Source organism: Microbacterium phyllosphaerae, from assembly GCF_050628115.1.
Taxonomy (GTDB): Bacteria; Actinomycetota; Actinomycetes; order Actinomycetales; family Microbacteriaceae; genus Microbacterium; species Microbacterium phyllosphaerae_A.
Window position 1 is genome coordinate 42,430 of sequence record NZ_CP192502.1, and the last position, 16,823, is coordinate 59,252.

16 protein-coding genes are annotated in these 16,823 nt (G+C 68.2%); 11 read left to right on the forward strand and 5 right to left on the reverse strand.

Annotation, left to right across the window (positions count from 1 at the left end; all coding sequences use genetic code 11):
• Window positions 1-8: 8 nt before the first annotated feature.
• Window positions 9-1,880 (reverse strand): FAD-dependent monooxygenase, encoded by a 1,872-nt coding sequence (locus ACQ4LY_RS00200; protein ID WP_431073956.1) that lies wholly within the window; start codon window positions 1,878-1,880, stop codon window positions 9-11.
• A gap of 130 nt (window positions 1,881-2,010) precedes the next feature.
• Between ACQ4LY_RS00200 and ACQ4LY_RS00205 the strand changes: the two genes are divergently transcribed.
• A complete protein-coding gene (locus ACQ4LY_RS00205; RefSeq protein WP_431073958.1) occupies window positions 2,011-2,712 on the forward strand; it encodes an IclR family transcriptional regulator in 702 nt (233 codons plus the stop codon).
• Window positions 2,713-2,787: 75 nt separating this feature from the next.
• On the opposite strand, the gene ACQ4LY_RS00210 is transcribed toward ACQ4LY_RS00205, so the two are convergent.
• Window positions 2,788-4,167, reverse strand: coding sequence for an MFS transporter (locus ACQ4LY_RS00210; protein ID WP_431073960.1), 1,380 nt, complete (start codon window positions 4,165-4,167; stop codon window positions 2,788-2,790).
• Window positions 4,168-4,308: 141 nt separating this feature from the next.
• Here ACQ4LY_RS00210 and ACQ4LY_RS00215 point away from each other — a divergent pair, with 141 nt between their 5' ends.
• Genes ACQ4LY_RS00215 through ACQ4LY_RS00250 form a run of 8 tightly spaced genes read left to right on the forward strand, consistent with a single transcriptional unit; the run spans window position 4,309 to window position 12,805 of the window.
• On the forward strand, window positions 4,309-5,790 hold the full coding sequence (locus ACQ4LY_RS00215; RefSeq protein WP_431073962.1) for a fumarylacetoacetate hydrolase family protein: 1,482 nt from the start codon (window positions 4,309-4,311) through the stop codon (window positions 5,788-5,790).
• Window positions 5,787-6,473: a GntR family transcriptional regulator gene (locus ACQ4LY_RS00220; RefSeq protein WP_431073964.1), complete on the forward strand. Its 687-nt coding sequence runs from the start codon at window positions 5,787-5,789 to the stop codon at window positions 6,471-6,473. Before ACQ4LY_RS00215 ends, ACQ4LY_RS00220 begins: the two co-directional genes overlap by 4 nt.
• Window positions 6,470-7,966, forward strand: coding sequence for a 5-carboxymethyl-2-hydroxymuconate semialdehyde dehydrogenase (hpaE, locus tag ACQ4LY_RS00225; protein ID WP_056309003.1), 1,497 nt, complete (start codon window positions 6,470-6,472; stop codon window positions 7,964-7,966). Before ACQ4LY_RS00220 ends, hpaE begins: the two co-directional genes overlap by 4 nt.
• Before the next feature lie 14 nt (window positions 7,967-7,980).
• Entirely contained in the window at window positions 7,981-9,141 is a 1,161-nt protein-coding gene (gene hpaD, locus ACQ4LY_RS00230) for a 3,4-dihydroxyphenylacetate 2,3-dioxygenase (protein WP_431073967.1), read from the forward strand.
• Between the two features lie 38 nt (window positions 9,142-9,179).
• Entirely contained in the window at window positions 9,180-9,965 is a 786-nt protein-coding gene (locus tag ACQ4LY_RS00235) for a 2-keto-4-pentenoate hydratase (protein ID WP_431073969.1), read from the forward strand.
• Window positions 9,950-10,753: an HpcH/HpaI aldolase family protein gene (locus tag ACQ4LY_RS00240; protein ID WP_431073971.1), complete on the forward strand. Its 804-nt coding sequence runs from the start codon at window positions 9,950-9,952 to the stop codon at window positions 10,751-10,753. Before ACQ4LY_RS00235 ends, ACQ4LY_RS00240 begins: the two co-directional genes overlap by 16 nt.
• 59 nt (window positions 10,754-10,812) lie before the next feature.
• A complete protein-coding gene (locus ACQ4LY_RS00245; RefSeq protein WP_431073972.1) occupies window positions 10,813-12,060 on the forward strand; it encodes an MFS transporter in 1,248 nt (415 codons plus the stop codon).
• A gap of 22 nt (window positions 12,061-12,082) precedes the next feature.
• Window positions 12,083-12,805 carry a DUF6882 domain-containing protein gene (locus tag ACQ4LY_RS00250; protein WP_431073974.1) on the forward strand — a complete coding sequence of 241 codons (723 nt, stop codon included), beginning with the start codon at window positions 12,083-12,085 and terminating at the stop codon, window positions 12,803-12,805.
• 20 nt (window positions 12,806-12,825) lie between these two features.
• Here the strand turns inward: ACQ4LY_RS00250 and ACQ4LY_RS00255 are convergent, their stop codons facing one another.
• Window positions 12,826-13,302 carry a DUF4188 domain-containing protein gene (locus ACQ4LY_RS00255; protein WP_431073976.1) on the reverse strand — a complete coding sequence of 159 codons (477 nt, stop codon included), beginning with the start codon at window positions 13,300-13,302 and terminating at the stop codon, window positions 12,826-12,828.
• A 66-nt stretch (window positions 13,303-13,368) separates the two neighbouring features.
• On the opposite strand from ACQ4LY_RS00255, the gene ACQ4LY_RS00260 reads away from it, so the two are divergent.
• Both ACQ4LY_RS00260 and ACQ4LY_RS00265 read left to right on the forward strand, forming a co-directional pair.
• Window positions 13,369-13,929 carry a TetR/AcrR family transcriptional regulator gene (locus tag ACQ4LY_RS00260; RefSeq protein WP_431073978.1) on the forward strand — a complete coding sequence of 187 codons (561 nt, stop codon included), beginning with the start codon at window positions 13,369-13,371 and terminating at the stop codon, window positions 13,927-13,929.
• A gap of 58 nt (window positions 13,930-13,987) precedes the next feature.
• The gene (locus ACQ4LY_RS00265) at window positions 13,988-14,539 is read left to right on the forward strand and encodes a hypothetical protein (RefSeq protein ID WP_431073980.1); all 552 of its coding nucleotides are present in this window, start codon (window positions 13,988-13,990) and stop codon (window positions 14,537-14,539) included.
• A gap of 103 nt (window positions 14,540-14,642) precedes the next feature.
• Here ACQ4LY_RS00265 and ACQ4LY_RS00270 read toward each other — a convergent pair whose 3' ends face one another.
• Window positions 14,643-15,521, reverse strand: a complete 879-nt coding sequence (locus ACQ4LY_RS00270) for a bifunctional methylenetetrahydrofolate dehydrogenase/methenyltetrahydrofolate cyclohydrolase (RefSeq protein WP_431073982.1) — start codon at window positions 15,519-15,521, stop codon at window positions 14,643-14,645.
• Window positions 15,518-16,792, reverse strand: a complete 1,275-nt coding sequence (gene glyA / locus ACQ4LY_RS00275; RefSeq protein ID WP_431073984.1) for a serine hydroxymethyltransferase — start codon at window positions 16,790-16,792, stop codon at window positions 15,518-15,520. The genes ACQ4LY_RS00270 and glyA overlap by 4 nt, the downstream gene beginning before the upstream one ends.
• Window positions 16,793-16,823: the final 31 nt, after the last annotated feature.

Here is a 16,823-nt window from a genome sequence, read left to right on the forward strand (position 1 = left end):
GCGGGCGCTCAGGATGCGGGCAGCAGGGCTCCCTCGAAGAACGACGTCAGCTCGTCGACGGCATCGAGCGGAAGGATCGCGGCGACGTACTGGTCGGGGCGCACCACCACCACGACGCCGTCCCGTGACAGCTCTCGCGCCTCGAAGATGTCGGTCTCCGTCCACTTCGACGGCCCGGCGGCGTAGACCTTCTCCCAGTCGGTGAGCCCGAGCGGACCGGTCTTCGGCTGGAACAACGCGGGGGCGGATGTGACTTCGACCTCCTCATACGGCTGCTGGTAGATCGCCTTGACATCGAAGACAGAATCCTGATCCGCATCCGCCGGTGTGAAGCGCGCCAGCGCCGGCCCCGCCTGCGACGCCCAGGCGTCGAGCGTCGCGGCATCCCGACCGCCGAACGCATAGACGCGCCAGCGTCCGTCTGCCTTCGCGTGGTGGCCGAGGTGCACGACATTGCCGTCGCCCACCCGTACGACCTCGGCCGACTTGAAGCGCTTGCCGAGCGGGAACCCCGCGGCGAGCGCCTGGTGCGCGTCGGAACCCGTGATCATCGACGACGTGTACTGCGTCATGAAGCCGGAGGGGAACTCCGCCGTGGCGAGGTAGTAGGTGGCGAGGTCGTTGGGGTCGGTGATCTCCGAGGGCTTGCGCGCCATCAGAGTCGACCACTCGCGGTCGAAGTCGATGAGCTGCTGTGCCACGGGTCGACGCTCAGCACCGTACGTCGCAAGCAGCGCCTCGGGCGCCCGCCCGGTGAGCACCGATCCGAGCTTCCACCCGAGGTTGAAGCCGTCCTGCATCGAGACGTTCATACCCTGGCCGGCCTTCGCACTGTGCGTGTGACAGGCATCCCCGGTGAGGAACACCCGCGGAGTGCGACCGGATCCGTCGATCACGTCGTCGAACCCGTCGGTCACCCGATGCCCGACCTCGTAGACGCTGTGCCAGGCGACCTCCTTCACGTCGAGCACGTAAGGGCTCAGGATCGCGTTCGCCTTGCGGATGATCTCCTCGATGGGCGTCTGCCGCACACGATGGTCGTCGTCGTGTGCCACCTCGCCGAGGTCGATGTACATCCGGCTGAGGTATCCGCCCTCACGCGGGATGTGCAGGATGTTGCCCGCCTCCGAGTTGATCGCGCACTTGGTGCGCCAATCGGGGAAGTCGGTGTTCACGAGCACGTCCATGACGCCCCAGGCGTGCGCGGCGCTTCCGCCGACGTGCGTGCGTCCGATGGCCTGGCGCACGCCGCTGCGCGCACCGTCGCAGCCGGCGACGTACTTGGCTCGGATCGTGCGCTCCTCGCCCGCCCGCTCCCCCGCGACGTATCGCAGCGCGACCTCGACCGGGTACTCGCCCTCGTCATGCACCGTGAGGCCCGCGAACTCGATGCCGTAATCGGGGGCGATGCGGCCCGGTCCGTGTGCAGCAGCCTCGGCGAAGTAGTCGAGCACACGCGCCTGGTTGACGATCAGGTGCGGGAACTCGCAGATGTCGTAGGCGTAGTCCGCCGTGCGCGAGGTGCGCACGATCTCGCTCGGCCTGTCGGGGTTCGGACCCCAGAAGTTCATCCAGCCGATGTTGTACGCCTCGGCGACGATGCGCTCGGCGAAGCCGAAGGCCTGGAACGTCTCGACGCTGCGCGGCTGGATGCCGTCGGCCTGCCCGAGCACGAGTCGTCCGTCGCGCTTCTCGATGATCCGTGTGGAGACGTCGGGGTACTGCGACATCTGGGCGGCGAGCAGCATCCCCGCGGGACCGGAGCCGACGATGAGGACGTCGATCTCGTCTGGCAGGTCTGCGGGACGGTCGGTGCCGATGCCCATGGCATCCTTCACGCGAGGGTCTCCCGAGACATAGCCGTGGTGGTGGAACTGCATCGTCGTCGATTCCTTCCGGACTTCACTGTCAGGTGTTGCCTTCGAACTCTTCGTGTTCTATATTCGAACACAACGTTCTACTATTGAACACAGCCTAAAGGCACCTGGTGACGAACGCAAGGAAGTACTCATGCCCGAAAGCGCTCCGGCCTCGCAGACGCTCAGCCGCGGCATCCGCATTCTCGAGGTCCTCGCCGATGCGCGCACTCCCCTCACGATCGACGAGATCGCCGCGCGGCTCGACGTGCATCGCTCGATCGCCTACCGACTGCTGCGCACCCTGGAAGACCACCGACTCATCGGGCGCGACGGCTCGGGCTCCGTCACCCTCGGCCCGCGCATGGCCGCCCTCGCGGCCGGCGTCGCCCACGACCTGCAGGCCGAGGCGATCCCCGAACTCACCGCGATCGCGAACGAACTCGGCATGACCTGCTTCCTCGGTGTTCTCGACGGCGACGACTGCATCACACTCGCGAGCATCGAGCCCCGGCACGCGATCGCGAGCGTCGCCCAGCGCCCTGGTGCCCGCCACTCCGTGACCGTCGGCGCACCGGGCAAGGCGATACTGACGCAGCTCGCCGCATCGGAATGGCCCGACCACGCGAGCGCCGCGCTGCGCGTCGAGGTCGACGAGGCACGCACGCGCGGATTCGCGACGAGCCACGACGAGGTCATCCCCACCGTGCAGTCGGTCGCGGTCCCACTCGCTCTCCGCGGTCAGCGCCCGGCGGCGATCGCCGTGGTGCACGTCGCGACCGATCTCGACGACGCCGAGATCGCCGACCGCCTCCGGCTCTCGGCATCCGCGATCCGCGACGCACTCGAGGGCTGAACCCCGCACAGCGAGAACGCACGCCCGCGGGATGCGAGCGTGCGTTCTCCGTGTCTCCGCGCGATGCGCAGGAGGTCAGGCCCTGGCCACGCCGTAGATCGGGCTCACAGATTGCTCCTCCTCATGGTCCGGCCCCAGCGGGATTCCGGACCGGTCGCGCAGCAGCAGTGTGGCGATCAGACCGAGGACCGTCATCCCGGCGAGATACCAGGTGACCGCCTGCGTCGAACCGGTCGCCTGCACGATCGCGGTCGCGATGGTCGGTGCGAACGCACCGCCGGCGATCGCACCGATCGCGTACGAGATCGAGACGCCCGAGAAGCGGATGCTGGCGGGGAAGAGCTCGGCGTACAGCGCCGCCTGCGGCCCGTAGGTGAATCCGAGGCCGATCGTGAGGATCGCGAGACCGGCGAACAGCAGGCCGATCTCGCCCGTGTTGACCAGCGGGAACAGCGTGAAGACGCCGACGAGCTGCATGGCCCAGCCGATGATGTAGGTGGTGCGGCGACCGATCCGGTCGGAGATCCATCCGGCCAGGAGTGTCGTGAGCAGCCAGGTCACCGCAGATCCGGCGACAGCCCAGAGCACTGCGCCACGGTCGAGACCGATCGGCCCCTCGGGGTTCGTGGCGTACCCCTGGATGTAGCCGCCGGTCGTCATGTAGCCCACGGCGTTGTTGCCTGCGAACACGAACGCCGCGATGATCACGAGCAGCAGGTGCTTGCGGAACAGCTGCACGATCGGCATCGTCGCCTTCTCCTTGCGCTCAGCGAGCTCGGTGAAGACGGGGCTCTCCTCGACCTTGCGACGCACGTAGTAGCCGACGAGGATCAGCACGACGCTGAGCAGGAACGGGATGCGCCAGCCCCAGATCGCGAACTGCTCGCCCGGCGCGATCGCCGTCATGAGCGCCATGACGCCCGAAGCGAGCAGCAGGCCGAGCGGCACGCCGATCTGCGGCGAGGCGCCGAAGATCCCTCGCTTGGCGCGCGGGGCGTGCTCGACGGCCATCAGCACCGCGCCACCCCACTCGCCGCCGGCCGAGATGCCCTGGATGATGCGCAGCAGCACCAACAGGATCGGCGCGGTGATGCCGATCGCGTCGTACGTGGGCAGGATTCCGATGAGCGCGGTCGCCGCCCCCATCAGGATCAGCGTCCACATGAGCACGGTCTTACGCCCGAGCTTGTCGCCGAAGTGCCCGGCGAGGAAGGCCCCGAGCGGACGGAAGAGGAAGCTGACGCCCACCGTCGCGAAGGCGATGATGGCGCTGTTCGCGCCCAGCGGCTCGAAGAACAGCTGCCCGAAGACCAAGCCGACGGCCGTGGCGTAGATGAAGAAGTCGTACCACTCGACGGTGGTGCCGACGACCGTGGCGAAGACGACACGACGCCTGTCGGCTGCCGTCGCGATGGTTCCGGTGGGGGTGAAACCCACGTGTGACTGCCCGCTCATAGGGGTGTCTCCTTTGATTGTGACCGCATTGTCACGGCTCGCTCGCGAGGTGATTCGAGTTGCTTGCCGAGGGGTGACACGATGATATATGATTTCGAATACGACGCACAAGGCGTCGATGAAAGCGCGAGGAGGCGCACCGTGACGGCATCCATCACCCGCCCCGGAAAGATCATCGCGATCCACCTGAGCTATGCCTCACGTGCGGATCAGCGAGGGCGCAGGCCCGCATCCCCCTCCTACTTCTTCAAGCCGTCCAGTTCCGTCGGCGTTTCCGGCGGCACCGTCGAACGCCCCGCGGGCACCGAGCTGCTCGCGTTCGAGGGCGAGATCGCTCTGATCATCGGCACCGCAGCGCGGAACGTCTCGCTCGAAGACGCCTGGGCCCATGTCGGCGGGGTCACCGCGTCGAACGACCTCGGACTCTACGACCTGCGCGCCAACGACAAGGGCTCCAACGTCCGCTCCAAGGGCGGCGACGGGTACACCCCGCTCGGCCCCGAGCTCATCGACGCGCGCACCGTCGACCCCGCGGCTCTTCGCGTCCGCGCCTGGGTCAACGGCGAGCTGCGCCAGGACGACACGACCGCCGGGCTGATCTTCCCGCTCGCGCAGCTGGTCGCCGACCTCTCCCAGCACTTCACGCTCGAGCCGGGCGACGTCATCCTCACCGGCACGCCCGCCGGGTCCTCCGTGATCGTGCCCGGAGACGTGGTCGAGATCGAGGTCGATGCTCCGGAGACCGCAGGCTCCCCCTCCTCCGGCCGCCTCGTGACCACGGTCACGCAGGGCGACGTGCCCTTCGACGGCGATCTCGGATCACTTCCGGCCGTCGACGACCTGCAGCGCACCGAGGCATGGGGGTCGCGCGAGGAGGCCGGTCTGCCCGCCGAGGAGTCTGCTCCTGCGCTCTCCCCCGCGCTGCGCGCGAAGCTGATGGAGGCGCCGACCGCCGGCCTCTCGGCGCAGCTGCGCAAGCGCGGCCATAACGCGTGCTTCATCGACGGAGTCTCAGCGAACATCCCCGGCAGCAAGATCGTCGGCACGGCCAAGACTCTGCGATTCGTCCCCTTCCGCGAAGACCTGTTCACGAGCCATGGCGGCGGGTACAACGCCCAGAAGCGCACCTTCGATGCCGTCGACGAGGGCGAGATCATCGTGATCGAGGCGCGTGGCGACGCGACGACCGGAACGCTCGGCGACATCCTCGCCCTGCGCGCCGTCGCCCGCCGTGCGGCCGGCGTCGTCACAGACGGCGGCGTGCGTGACTTCGATGCGGTCGCCGAGATCGGACTGCCGGTCTTCTCCCAGGGCGCGCACCCGTCGGTTCTGGGGCGCAAGCACGTGCCATGGGACTCCGACATCACGATCTCCTGCGGCGGCGCCACCGTGCAACCCGGCGACATCCTCGTGGGTGACGGCGACGGGGTCATCGTGATCCCCCCGGCTCTCGCCGAACAGGTCGCAGACGACGCGCTCGCCCAGGAGGTCGAAGACGCCTGGATCGCCGAGCAGGTCGCAGCCGGCCACCCCGTCGACGGGCTGTTCCCCCTCAACGCCGCGTGGCGTGAGAAGTACGAGGCGGCCACCGGCTCACCACCTGAGGGCGGGTCCCGGTCATGACCACCGTCGCGAACGCCAGCAAGTCCGAACAGGCGTACACCTGGATCCGCTCGCGCATCTCGGGCCACGTGTTCGGCCCCGGATACCGCCTGGTGCTCGGATCCCTGGCCGAGGAGCTCGGCATGAGCGTCGTTCCGGTCCGTGAAGCGATCCGTCGCCTCGAGGCCGAGGGGCTGGTGACCTTCGAGCGCAACGTCGGCGCCCGCGTCACTCTCGTCGACGAGAGCGAATACGCGCACACCATGCAGACGCTGGGCCTGGTCGAAGGCGCAGCCACCGCATTGTCCGCTCCGCTGCTCGACGCTGAGGCGCTCGACGCGGCCGAGGCGGTCAACGAGCGGATGATCCAGATGCTCGGCCACCTCGACGCGCACGCGTTCACCGAGCTCAACCGACAGTTCCACTCGCTGCTCTTCGAGCCGTGCCCGAACCCGCACCTGCTCGACCTGGTGCACCGAGGGTGGGCACGGCTCTCCGGCATCCGCGATTCCACCTTCGCGTACGTGCCGGGGCGTGCCCAGCACTCGGTCGAGGAGCACACCGAGATCCTCGGGCTGATCCGCAAGGGTGCGGACCCGCTCGAGATCGAGCTCGCCGCCCGCAACCACCGCCTTCGCACGAGGGATGCCTTCCTCGATGCCCTCCACGCACGTTCTCACCACAACCCAGGAGACGAGTCATGACCGATTCCCGCATCCCCGCCGACCTGCCCGATCACATCCAGCACTACATCGACGGCGCGTTCGTCGACTCGGTCGACGGCGACACCTTCGATGTGCTCGACCCGGTGACGAACAAGACCTACACGACCGCCGCCGCCGGCAAGAAGGCCGACATCGAGCTCGCCGTCGCCGCAGCGAAGCGCGCGTTCGACGAGGGCCCCTGGCCGCGGATGCTCCCCCGCGAGCGCTCGCGGGTGCTGCACAGGATCGCCGACATCGTCGAGTCGCGTGACGCCCGGCTCGCCGAACTCGAGTCGTACGACTCCGGCCTCCCGATCACGCAGGCTCTCGGCCAGGCCCGCCGCGCCGCCGAGAACTTCCGCTTCTTCGCCGACCTGATCGTCGCCCAGTCCGACGACGCCTTCAAGGTTCCGGGCAAGCAGATGAATTACGTCAACCGTAAGCCGATCGGCGTCGCAGGCCTCATCACACCGTGGAACACGCCGTTCATGCTGGAGTCGTGGAAGCTCGGCCCCGCACTCGCGACCGGCAACACCGTGGTGCTGAAGCCCGCCGAGTTCACGCCGCTCTCGGCCTCGCTCTGGGCAGGCATCTTCGAGGAGGCAGGACTGCCCGCAGGCGTCTTCAACCTCGTCAACGGCCTCGGCGAGGACGCCGGAGATGCGCTGGTGAAGCATCCCGACGTGCCGCTCATCTCGTTCACGGGCGAGAGCTCGACAGGGCAGCTGATCTTCGGCAACGCGGCTCCGTTCCTCAAGGGCCTCTCGATGGAGCTCGGCGGCAAGTCGCCCGCGGTGGTCTTCGCCGACGCCGATCTCGAAGCGGCGGTCGACGCCACGATCTTCGGCGTCTTCTCGCTCAACGGCGAGCGCTGCACCGCAGGATCGCGCATCCTCGTCGAGCGCTCGATCTACGAGGAGTTCGTCGAGCGCTACGCCGCGCAGGCGAAGCGCGTCAAGGTCGGCTACCCGCACGACCCGGCGACCGAGGTCGGCGCGCTCGTGCACCCCGAGCACTACGACAAGGTGATGAGCTACGTCGAGATCGGCAAGACCGAGGGCCGCCTCGTCGCCGGCGGTGGCCGCCCGGAGGGGTTCGATACGGGCAACTTCGTCGCCCCGACCGTGTTCGCCGATGTCTCCCCCGACGCCCGCATCTTCCAGGAGGAGATCTTCGGTCCGGTCGTCGCGATCACGCCGTTCGACTCCGACGACGAGGCGCTCGCCCTCGCGAACAACACGAAGTACGGCCTCGCCGCCTACATCTGGACGAACGACCTGAAGCGCGCGCACAACTTCGCGCAGTCCGTCGAAGCCGGCATGGTGTGGCTGAACAGCAACAACGTGCGGGACCTCCGCACCCCGTTCGGCGGCGTCAAGGCCTCGGGCCTCGGCCACGAGGGCGGCTACCGCTCGATCGACTTCTACACCGACCAGCAGAGCGTGCACATCACGCTCGGCGGCGCCCACAACCCGACCTTCGGCAAGAACTGAGCAAGGACCCTGCGATGACCGACAAGACTGCGAAGACGCTGACCTCATCGGGCTACTACGTGAGCCAGGAGGCTCCGATCCAGACCGACAACCCCGTCCCGACCCCTGAGAGCACGCCGCCTGACGTGCTGCGCTGCGCCTACATGGAGCTGGTCGTCACAGACCTCGCGGCGTCCCGGGTGTTCTACGTCGACGTCCTGGGCCTGTATGTGACCGAAGAGGACGACGAGGCGATCTACCTGCGCTCGACCGAGGAGTTCATCCACCACAACCTCGTGCTGCGCAAGGGACCGATCGCCGCGGTCGCCGCATTCTCGTACCGTGTGCGCGACGCCTCGGACCTCGACAGGGCAGTGGAGTTCTACACCGAGCTCGGCTGCGACGTGCGCCGCAACCCCGACGGCTTCGTCAAGGGTGTCGGTGACTCCGTGCGCGTGGTCGATCCGCTGGGCTTCCCCATCGAGTTCTTCCACCAGTCCGACCACGTCGAGCGGATGTCGTGGCGCTACGACCTGCACATCCCCGGCGAGCTCGTGCGTCTCGACCACTTCAACCAGGTCACCCCCGATGTGCCCCGCGCCGTCAAGTTCATGCAGGATCTGGGCTTCCGCGTGACGGAGGACATCCAGGACGACGAGGGCACCGTGTACGCCGCGTGGATGCGCCGCAAGCCCACCGTGCACGACACCGCGATGACCGGCGGCGACGGACCCCGCATGCACCATGTGTGCTTCGCGACGCATGAGAAGCACAACATCCTTGCGATCTGCGACAAGCTCGGCGCCCTCCGCCGCTCCGACGCGATCGAGCGCGGCCCCGGCCGTCATGGCGTCTCGAACGCGTTCTACCTGTACCTGCGCGACCCCGACGGGCACCGTGTCGAGGTCTACACGCAGGACTACTACACGGGCGACCCCGACAACCCGGTCATCACGTGGGACGTGCACGACAACCAGCGCCGTGACTGGTGGGGCAACCCCGTCGTGCCCTCTTGGTACACCGAGGCCTCGCTCGTGCTCGACCTCGACGGCAACCCGCAGCCGGTCATCGACCGCACCGACAGCTCCGAGATGGCCGTGACGATCGGCGCAGACGGGTTCTCGTACACGCGCCCCGACGACGAGGGCATGCCCGAGTACAAGCAGGGCGAGTACAAGCTCGGCCACCAGCTCTGACCGACTCGCACACAGGTTCACAGACAGAGGAGGAACGGATGCTGTCCGCAGACACCGTCGCGCAGATCGCCGCTGAGCTCGCCGAAGCCGACCGGAACCACGCCGTGATCCCGCGCATCACCGCGCGGTATCCGGAGGCGACGGTCGAGGACTCCTACGCGATCCAGGGCGTGTGGCGCGACTCGCAGATCGCTGCGGGGCGCCGACTGGTCGGCCGCAAGATCGGGCTGACCTCCAAGGCGATGCAGCAGGCCACGGGCATCACCGAGCCCGACTACGGCGTGATGTTCGACGACACCGTCTACGAGTCGGGCGTCGAGATACCGGTCGACCACTTCTCGAACGTGCGCATCGAGGTCGAGCTCGCGTTCGTGCTCAAGCATCCGCTCGAGGGCCCCGACTGCACTCTCGACGACGCCCTTGCGGCGATCGACTACGCGGTGCCGGCGCTCGAGGTGCTGAACTCGCACATCGAGCTCGAGGGGCGCACGATCGTCGACACGATCAGCGACAACGCCGCGTACGGTGCGATGGTGCTGGGCACCGTGCACAAGCGTCCTGACGAGATCGATCTGCGCTGGGTGCCCGGTGTGCTCTCGCGCAACGGCGAGATCGAGGAGACGGGCGTCGCGGCCGGCGTGCTCGGCCACCCCGCCACCGGTGTCGCGTGGCTCGCGAACAAGTTCCACCAGCACGGCGCGCGTCTGGAGGCCGGGGAGATCATCCTGGCAGGATCGTTCACACGCCCGATGTGGGTGTCGCGCGGCGATCAGGTGCTGTGCGACTACGGACCGATGGGAACGATCGAATGCCGCTTCAGCTGAGCCCCTCCTTCCGCGAGCAGCTCGCCTCCGCCGACCGCTCGCTGATCGGCATGTGGGCCTGCTCGGGCAGCCCGCTCGTGACCGAGGTGGCAGCGGGATCAGGCCTCGACTGGCTGCTCATCGACATGGAGCACTCGGCGAACACGCTCGAGTCGACCCTGTTGCAGCTGCAGGTCGCCGCCGCATACCCGATCGCCCCGGTCGTGCGCGTGCCGTCCAACGACACGGTGGCGATCAAGCAGGTCCTCGATCTCGGCGCACAGAACCTCATCGTGCCGATGGTCTCGTCGGCCGCAGAGGCGCGCGCGGCCGTGTCGGCGACCCGCTATCCGCCCGAGGGCGTGCGCGGTGTCGGCAGCGCGCTCGCGCGCAGCGCCCGCTGGAACCGCGTCGAACGGTACCTGCAGGACTCGGCTCAGCACACGTCGCTGACCGTGCAGATCGAGACGGCCGCGGGGGTCGAGGCCGCCGCCGATATCGCGGTCGTCGACGGAGTGGATGCGGTGTTCGTGGGCCCCTCCGACCTCTCGGCGTCGATGGGGCTGCTCGGCCAGCAGACCCACCCCGAGGTGGTCAGTGCGGTAGAGCAGGTCTTCGCAGCGGTGAAGGCCGCAGGCAAGCCCGTGGGCGTCAACGCCTTCGACACGTCAGCCGCCGATGCCTACATCGCGGCCGGGGCGGACTTCGTGGCGGTCGGCGCCGACGTGGCGATGCTCGCGCGGGCATCCGAGGCGCTCGCCGCCCGCTTCATCCCGGCATCCGACGACGCGACCCGCGCCAGCTACTGACGCCGGCGCCGCCCGGCGTGGTGGCAGGATTGACGGATGCAGCGAAGCGAGGCGCCGTCATGATCCGCGCGCTCGCCGCGATGCAGGACAAGGGATTCCGCTGGTTCTTCCTCGCCCGCGCGATCACGCTGATCGCCGGGTCGATGTCGTCGATCGCCCTGGCCTTCGCGGTGCTCGAGATCGACAACGACGCCCGTTCCCTGTCGCTCGTGCTCGCCGCCTTCACGGTCAGCAACATCGTCTTCCTGCTGTTCGGCGGGGTGATCGCCGACCGGCTGCCGCGTGCGCTCATCATCCAGTCCTGCTACGTGATCGACATCCTCACCGTCGGGGCGATGGCGGCGCTCCTGTTCAGCGGCACCGCCACGGTTCCCCTGCTCGCGCTGCTGTCGGTCGTGAACGGTGCCTCCACCGCGTTCGTGCTGCCGGCGATGCAGGGGATCATCCCGCAGCTCACCTCCGCCGAGCACCTGCAGCAGGCGAACGCGATGCTGTCGTTCGTGCGCTCCGCGACCACCATCGGCGGCCCGATCATCGCCGGCATCGTCGTCGCTGCGGCCGGCCCCGCGTGGGCGATGGTCGTGCAGGGGATCGGCTGGGTCATCGCGATCCCCGTCCTGGCGATGGTCAGGCTCCCCCCGCCCGACCATGCCGGCGGAACCACGATGTTCCATGACCTCCGCGTCGGATGGCAGGAGTTCTGGGGCCGCACCTGGTTGTGGGTGATCGTGCTCGCCTTCATGGTGATGAACGCGATCCACATCGGCGCCTGGGGCGTCGTCGGTCCGTACATCGCGAAGAACGACGAAAGGCTCGGTATAGCCGGGTGGGGCTGGGTGGTCAGCGCCGAAGGCGTCGGCATCCTGCTGATGACGCTCGTGCTGATGTGGTTCCCGCTGAAGCGTCCGCTGCGCTACGGGATGATCGGCATGGCCGCGTTCGCGATCCCGCTCACGGTGCTCGGCATCCACCCCGCCGTGATCCTGCTGGCGATCGCCGCGTTCATCGCCGGCGCGGGAGCCGAGGTGTTCAGCACCGGGTGGAACCTCGCGATGATGGAGAACGTGCCCGGCGACAAGCTGTCGCGTGTCTCGAGCTACGACATGCTCGGGAGCTACGTCGTGATGCCCATTGGCACCCTGGTGTACGGCTGGCTCATCACGCACAGCGACGTCGAGACCGTCCTGGTCACCTCGGGGATCCTCTACGCATCGATCGCGGTGGTGACCCTGCTGGTGCCGAGCGTCTGGCGCATGGGCCGCCCTGCGGATGCGGTGCCCGCACGCGAGGAGTTGGCGGATTCATAGCAATCCGGGTGAGACTGGGGGCATGACCTTCGCCGCGCTCCAGCCGCTCGCAGACCGTGCCGCACTGTTCACCGCTCTCCGCCAGGATTCGCTGACCACCGCCCTCGAGAGCCTCGGCGACAACCGCTGGGATGCCGACATGTCCGCCGGGACTCTCACGTTCACGTCGAATGACGACGCCTCGCGTCAGATCGTGACGCGGGCGCACCTCGTCGCGACGATCGCGCCCGGACCCCGTTCGCTGCTCTGGGCGTGGGCACACCCGCAGGGAGACTCCGCCGGTGTCGCCGCGCAGCTGCGCGATTACGGCACCGAGCACGGCATCGCCGAGCTGAGCCAGACCGAGCTCCCCTTCCCTGACGACGCCTCTGGCGATGCCGAGTGGATCACGCGGGCGGCCCACACGGTCGGCGCCGTGGCCGTCGAGCTCACCGGACGGGCGCCGTATTACCTCGCTCCAGTCGGCGGGGGCACGTACGCGGTGTTCCTGCTCGACGCGCCGCTCCCCCCGCTCACCGTCGCATCCGCGGCGATCGTCCTGCCCCGCATCCTGTCGGGCCTCGCGATGGCAGACGCGCGCACAGCGGTCTGGGATGCCGCTCGACTGGCCGGGTGGACGCTCACCTGGACCGATGAGTCCTTCACGGGAGCCACGATCGCCGACAGCACCGGTACCGCGACGTTCCGTTTCGACGAACAGGCGCGCATCACGAACATCGAGAGCAGCCTGCACCCGCAGGGCTGATCTCCACCGAAGACAGCGCGTCAGCGGCCCAGCCGCTGACGCGCTGTCTTCGTTCCGGGGCCGACCGGTGCATGGGCGGTGGCTGCTGCGAGTCCGAACACCGGCATGTCGACATATACCGCCTCGAGGTCGGCCACCGGCACCTGATAGGTCTCGTGCCAGACGCCCACACTGCCGCTCCCCTGCAGGGTCCGCATGAAGTCGCGCCACGGCTGCAGGTGCGGCGCGTCGCGGTCGGCGGCGAAGCGCTGCAGATGCTCCGGGCTCTCCCAGTACGACAGGAGGATCGTCGTGCGACCGAACCAGCTGTGGGCGCCGAGCATCCCCGCATCCTCATGAGTTGCGAGATGCCGTAGCATCGGCGGCATCTTGCTGGCCGTGCGCATCACGCGCCCCAGCTGCCACCATCGATTCGCCCGCATCCCGATCAGGAAGACCGTGACGTCCGAGCGTTCCGGCGATGCGGTGAATCGACCGGGGAAGACCTGCTGAGTCATGAGCCACTCCTTGGAACATTGTTATGTAACTACGTTATACAACAACGTTACGATAAGCTCGACCCCATGGCAAGACCTCCTCTGTACGACGACGCGCTGCGCCGCCGCCTCCTCGATGCGACAGCCGAGATGGTCGACCACAAGGGTCCGGAGCGGATCAGCCTGCGCGACATCGCGCAGAACGCCGGCACCTCGACCTCGGCGGTCTACGCCCTCTTCGGCGGCAAGACCGAGTTGCTCGTAGCCGTCATCGAGCACGGATTCGCGTCGTTCGGCGGCGCACAGGCGGTAGCCGAACCACAGGGGCTGCGCGCCCTCGGGCTCGCATACCGGTCGTGGGCCATGGCGAATCCGGCGCTCTATCGTCTGATGTTCGGAGGCGGGGTGGCCACCGAAGACTGCCGCCCCGACGACGCCACCATGAGCACGGCGATGGCGCCCCTCGTGCGCGCTCTCGCGGCACGCGTCGACGAGCCCGACGTGATGGCCGCAGCCCTCACCGTCTGGGCACAGGTGCATGGCGCCGTGAGCCTCGAGCTCGCCGGCGTCACTCCCCCGCTCGTCCCCTGGGACTCCGTCTACGACGCGGTGGTGGATGCGGTCGAGCGGGCCTTCCCCGCCCGCTGAGCACTCCCGGGTCGCCCGAAAGGTGCCACAGCATCCGGGATTGTGGAATTCTGGTCGCATGAAGAACGGAATCGTCCGGTTCGCCGCCCTCTACGTGTTCAACGTCGCGGTGCTGCTGCTCATCGGCCTTGTGTCCGCTGGTGTCTCCGTCGGGTTCCACGCGCTCTGGGCCGCGGTCATCCTGACTCTCGCGGCGCTGTTCGTGAAGCCGCTGCTCACCGGCGCGTTCCGCAAGGCGGCGGCCAAGTCCGCAGCCGACCGCACCAAGACCGGTGAGAAGGTCGTGCAGTACGTCCTCGTCTACCTCGTCGAGCTCCTCATCTGGGTGGCCGTCGTGTGGCTGAGCGGCGTCCGCGCCTCCGGGTTCTGGAGCTACGCGCTTCCTCCGCTGTTCCTGCTCTTCGGCTGGATGATCTACGACCAGGTCGACGACAAGCTGCGGGCGAAGGCGGGCGAGCTCTACGACGCGGTCCAGGGCAGGGTGTCGGGCAAGAAGTCCGCGTCTGCCTCCGCCGCCGCCCCCGCCGCGTCGGCCACCACCGAGGCGCGCGAGGAGCTCCACGACGGCTTGACGCCCGAGCAGCGACGGATGCTCGACGAACTCGGCTGAACGCAGACGGTCCCGATCTGCGGACCTCGCCCCGTTTCGCGGACGAATCAGCGGGAGAGATCAGCAGATCGGGACCGGATCAGCAGATCGGGACCGATGAGGGTCAGACGAGGCGTTCAGCAGCCTCGACGACGTTCGTCATGAGCAGTGCGACGGTCATCGGGCCGACGCCGCCGGGGTTGGGCGAGACCCATCCGGCGACCTCGGCGACACCAGGGTGCACGTCTCCGAAGACCAGGTTCTTGCCCGTCTCGGGGTCGGTCTCTCGCGTCACGCCCACATCGAGCACGGCAGCACCCGGCTTGACGTCCTCGGCACGGATGAGGTGCTTGACGCCCGCTGCGGCCACGATCACGTCGGCCTCACGCAGATAGCGCGGCATGTCGACCGTGCCGGTGTGCGTGAGCGTGACGGTGGCGTTCAGGTCGCGGCGGGTCAACAGCAGCCCGATCGAGCGACCGATGGTGACCCCTCGTCCGACGACCACGACGTGCTTGCCCGCGAAGTCGTAGCCGTTGCGCAGCAGCAGCTCGATCACTCCGCGCGGCGTGCACGGCAGCGGAGTGTGGATCGGGTTGTTGACGTTGAGCACGAGTCGGCCGAGGTTCGTCGGGTGCAGGCCATCCGCATCCTTCGCCGGGTCGATCCGCTCGAGGATCGCGTCGGTGTCGATGTGCTTCGGCAGCGGCAGCTGCACGATGTAGCCGTGGCAGTCCGGATCGGCGTTGAGCTCATCGATCAGCGCCTCGACGTCGGCCTGGGTGGCGTCGGCCGGCAGCTCGCGCTGGATCGAATTCATCCCGATCGCCTCGGACTGACGGTGCTTCATGCCCACGTAGAGCTGGGATGCCGGGTCGGCACCGACGAGAACGGTCGCGATGCCCGGGACGATGCCCTTCGCCTTCAGCACGGCGACCCGCTCGGTGAGCTCGGCCTTGATCGCAGCCGACGCCGCCTTGCCGTCGAGGATCGCAGCGGTCATTGCTGCAGGTCCGGGTAGAGCGGGAAGCCTGCGGCGAGCGCATCGACGCGAGCACGGAGGGCCTCGACATCGGCACCGGGAAGCAGCGCGAGCGCGATCACATCGGCGACCTCGGTGAACTCGGCGTCGCCGAAACCGCGGGTCGCGAGCGCCGGCGTACCGATGCGCAGGCCCGAGGTCACCATGGGCGGGCGTGGGTCGTTCGGCACCGCGTTGCGGTTGACGGTGATGTGGATGTCGTGCAGGAGGTCTTCCGCCTGCTTGCCGTCGATGTCGGCGTCACGCAGGTCGACCAGCACGAGGTGCACGTCGGTGCCGCCCGAGCGCACTCCGATGCCCGCGTCCTTCACATCCTGCTGCGAGAGACGCTCGGCAAGGATCGATGCGCCGCGCAGGGTGCGCTCCTGACGCTCCTTGAACTCGGGGGTGCCCGCGAGCTTGAATGCGGTCGCCTTGGCGGCGATCACGTGCATGAGGGGTCCGCCCTGCTGCCCCGGGAAGACGGCCGTGTTGATCTTCTTCGCGAGGTCGGCGTCGTTCGTCAGGATGAAGCCCGAGCGGGGGCCGCCGATGGTCTTGTGCACGGTCGATGAGACGACGTGCGCATGTGGCACCGGGTTCGGGTGCAGGCCCGCGGCGACGAGACCGGCGAAGTGCGCCATGTCTACCCAGAGCAGCGCGCCGACCTCGTCGGCGATCGCGCGGAAGGCGGCGAAGTCGAGCGTGCGGGGGTACGCCGACCAGCCGGCGATGATGACCTTCGGCTTGTGCTCGATCGCGAGGCGACGCACCTCGTCCATGTCGATGGTCGAGGTCTCGGGGTCGACGCCGTAGGCGACGATGTCGTAGAGACGGCCCGAGAAGTTGATCTTCATGCCGTGGGTCAGGTGACCGCCCTGGTCGAGGGCGAGACCGAGGAGCGTGTCGCCCGGGCGCGCGATCGCGTGCAGCACGGCGGCGTTGGCGGATGCTCCCGAGTGGGGCTGCACGTTGGCGAACTCCGAGCCGAACAGGTCCTTCGCACGCTGGATCGCGAGTTCTTCCGCGACATCGACCTCTTCGCAGCCACCGTAGTAGCGGCGGCCGGGGTAGCCCTCGGCGTACTTGTTCGTGAGCACGGAGCCCTGTGCCTGCAGCACCGAGACGGGAACGAAGTTCTCGGATGCGATCATCTCGAGGAACGTCTGCTGGCGCTTGAGCTCACGGTCGAGGACCTGTGCGATCTCGGGATCGACCTCGGCGAGCGGGGCGTTGAAGTAACGGTCGGTCATGACATGCTCCTCTGACAACGGATTCGAAAGG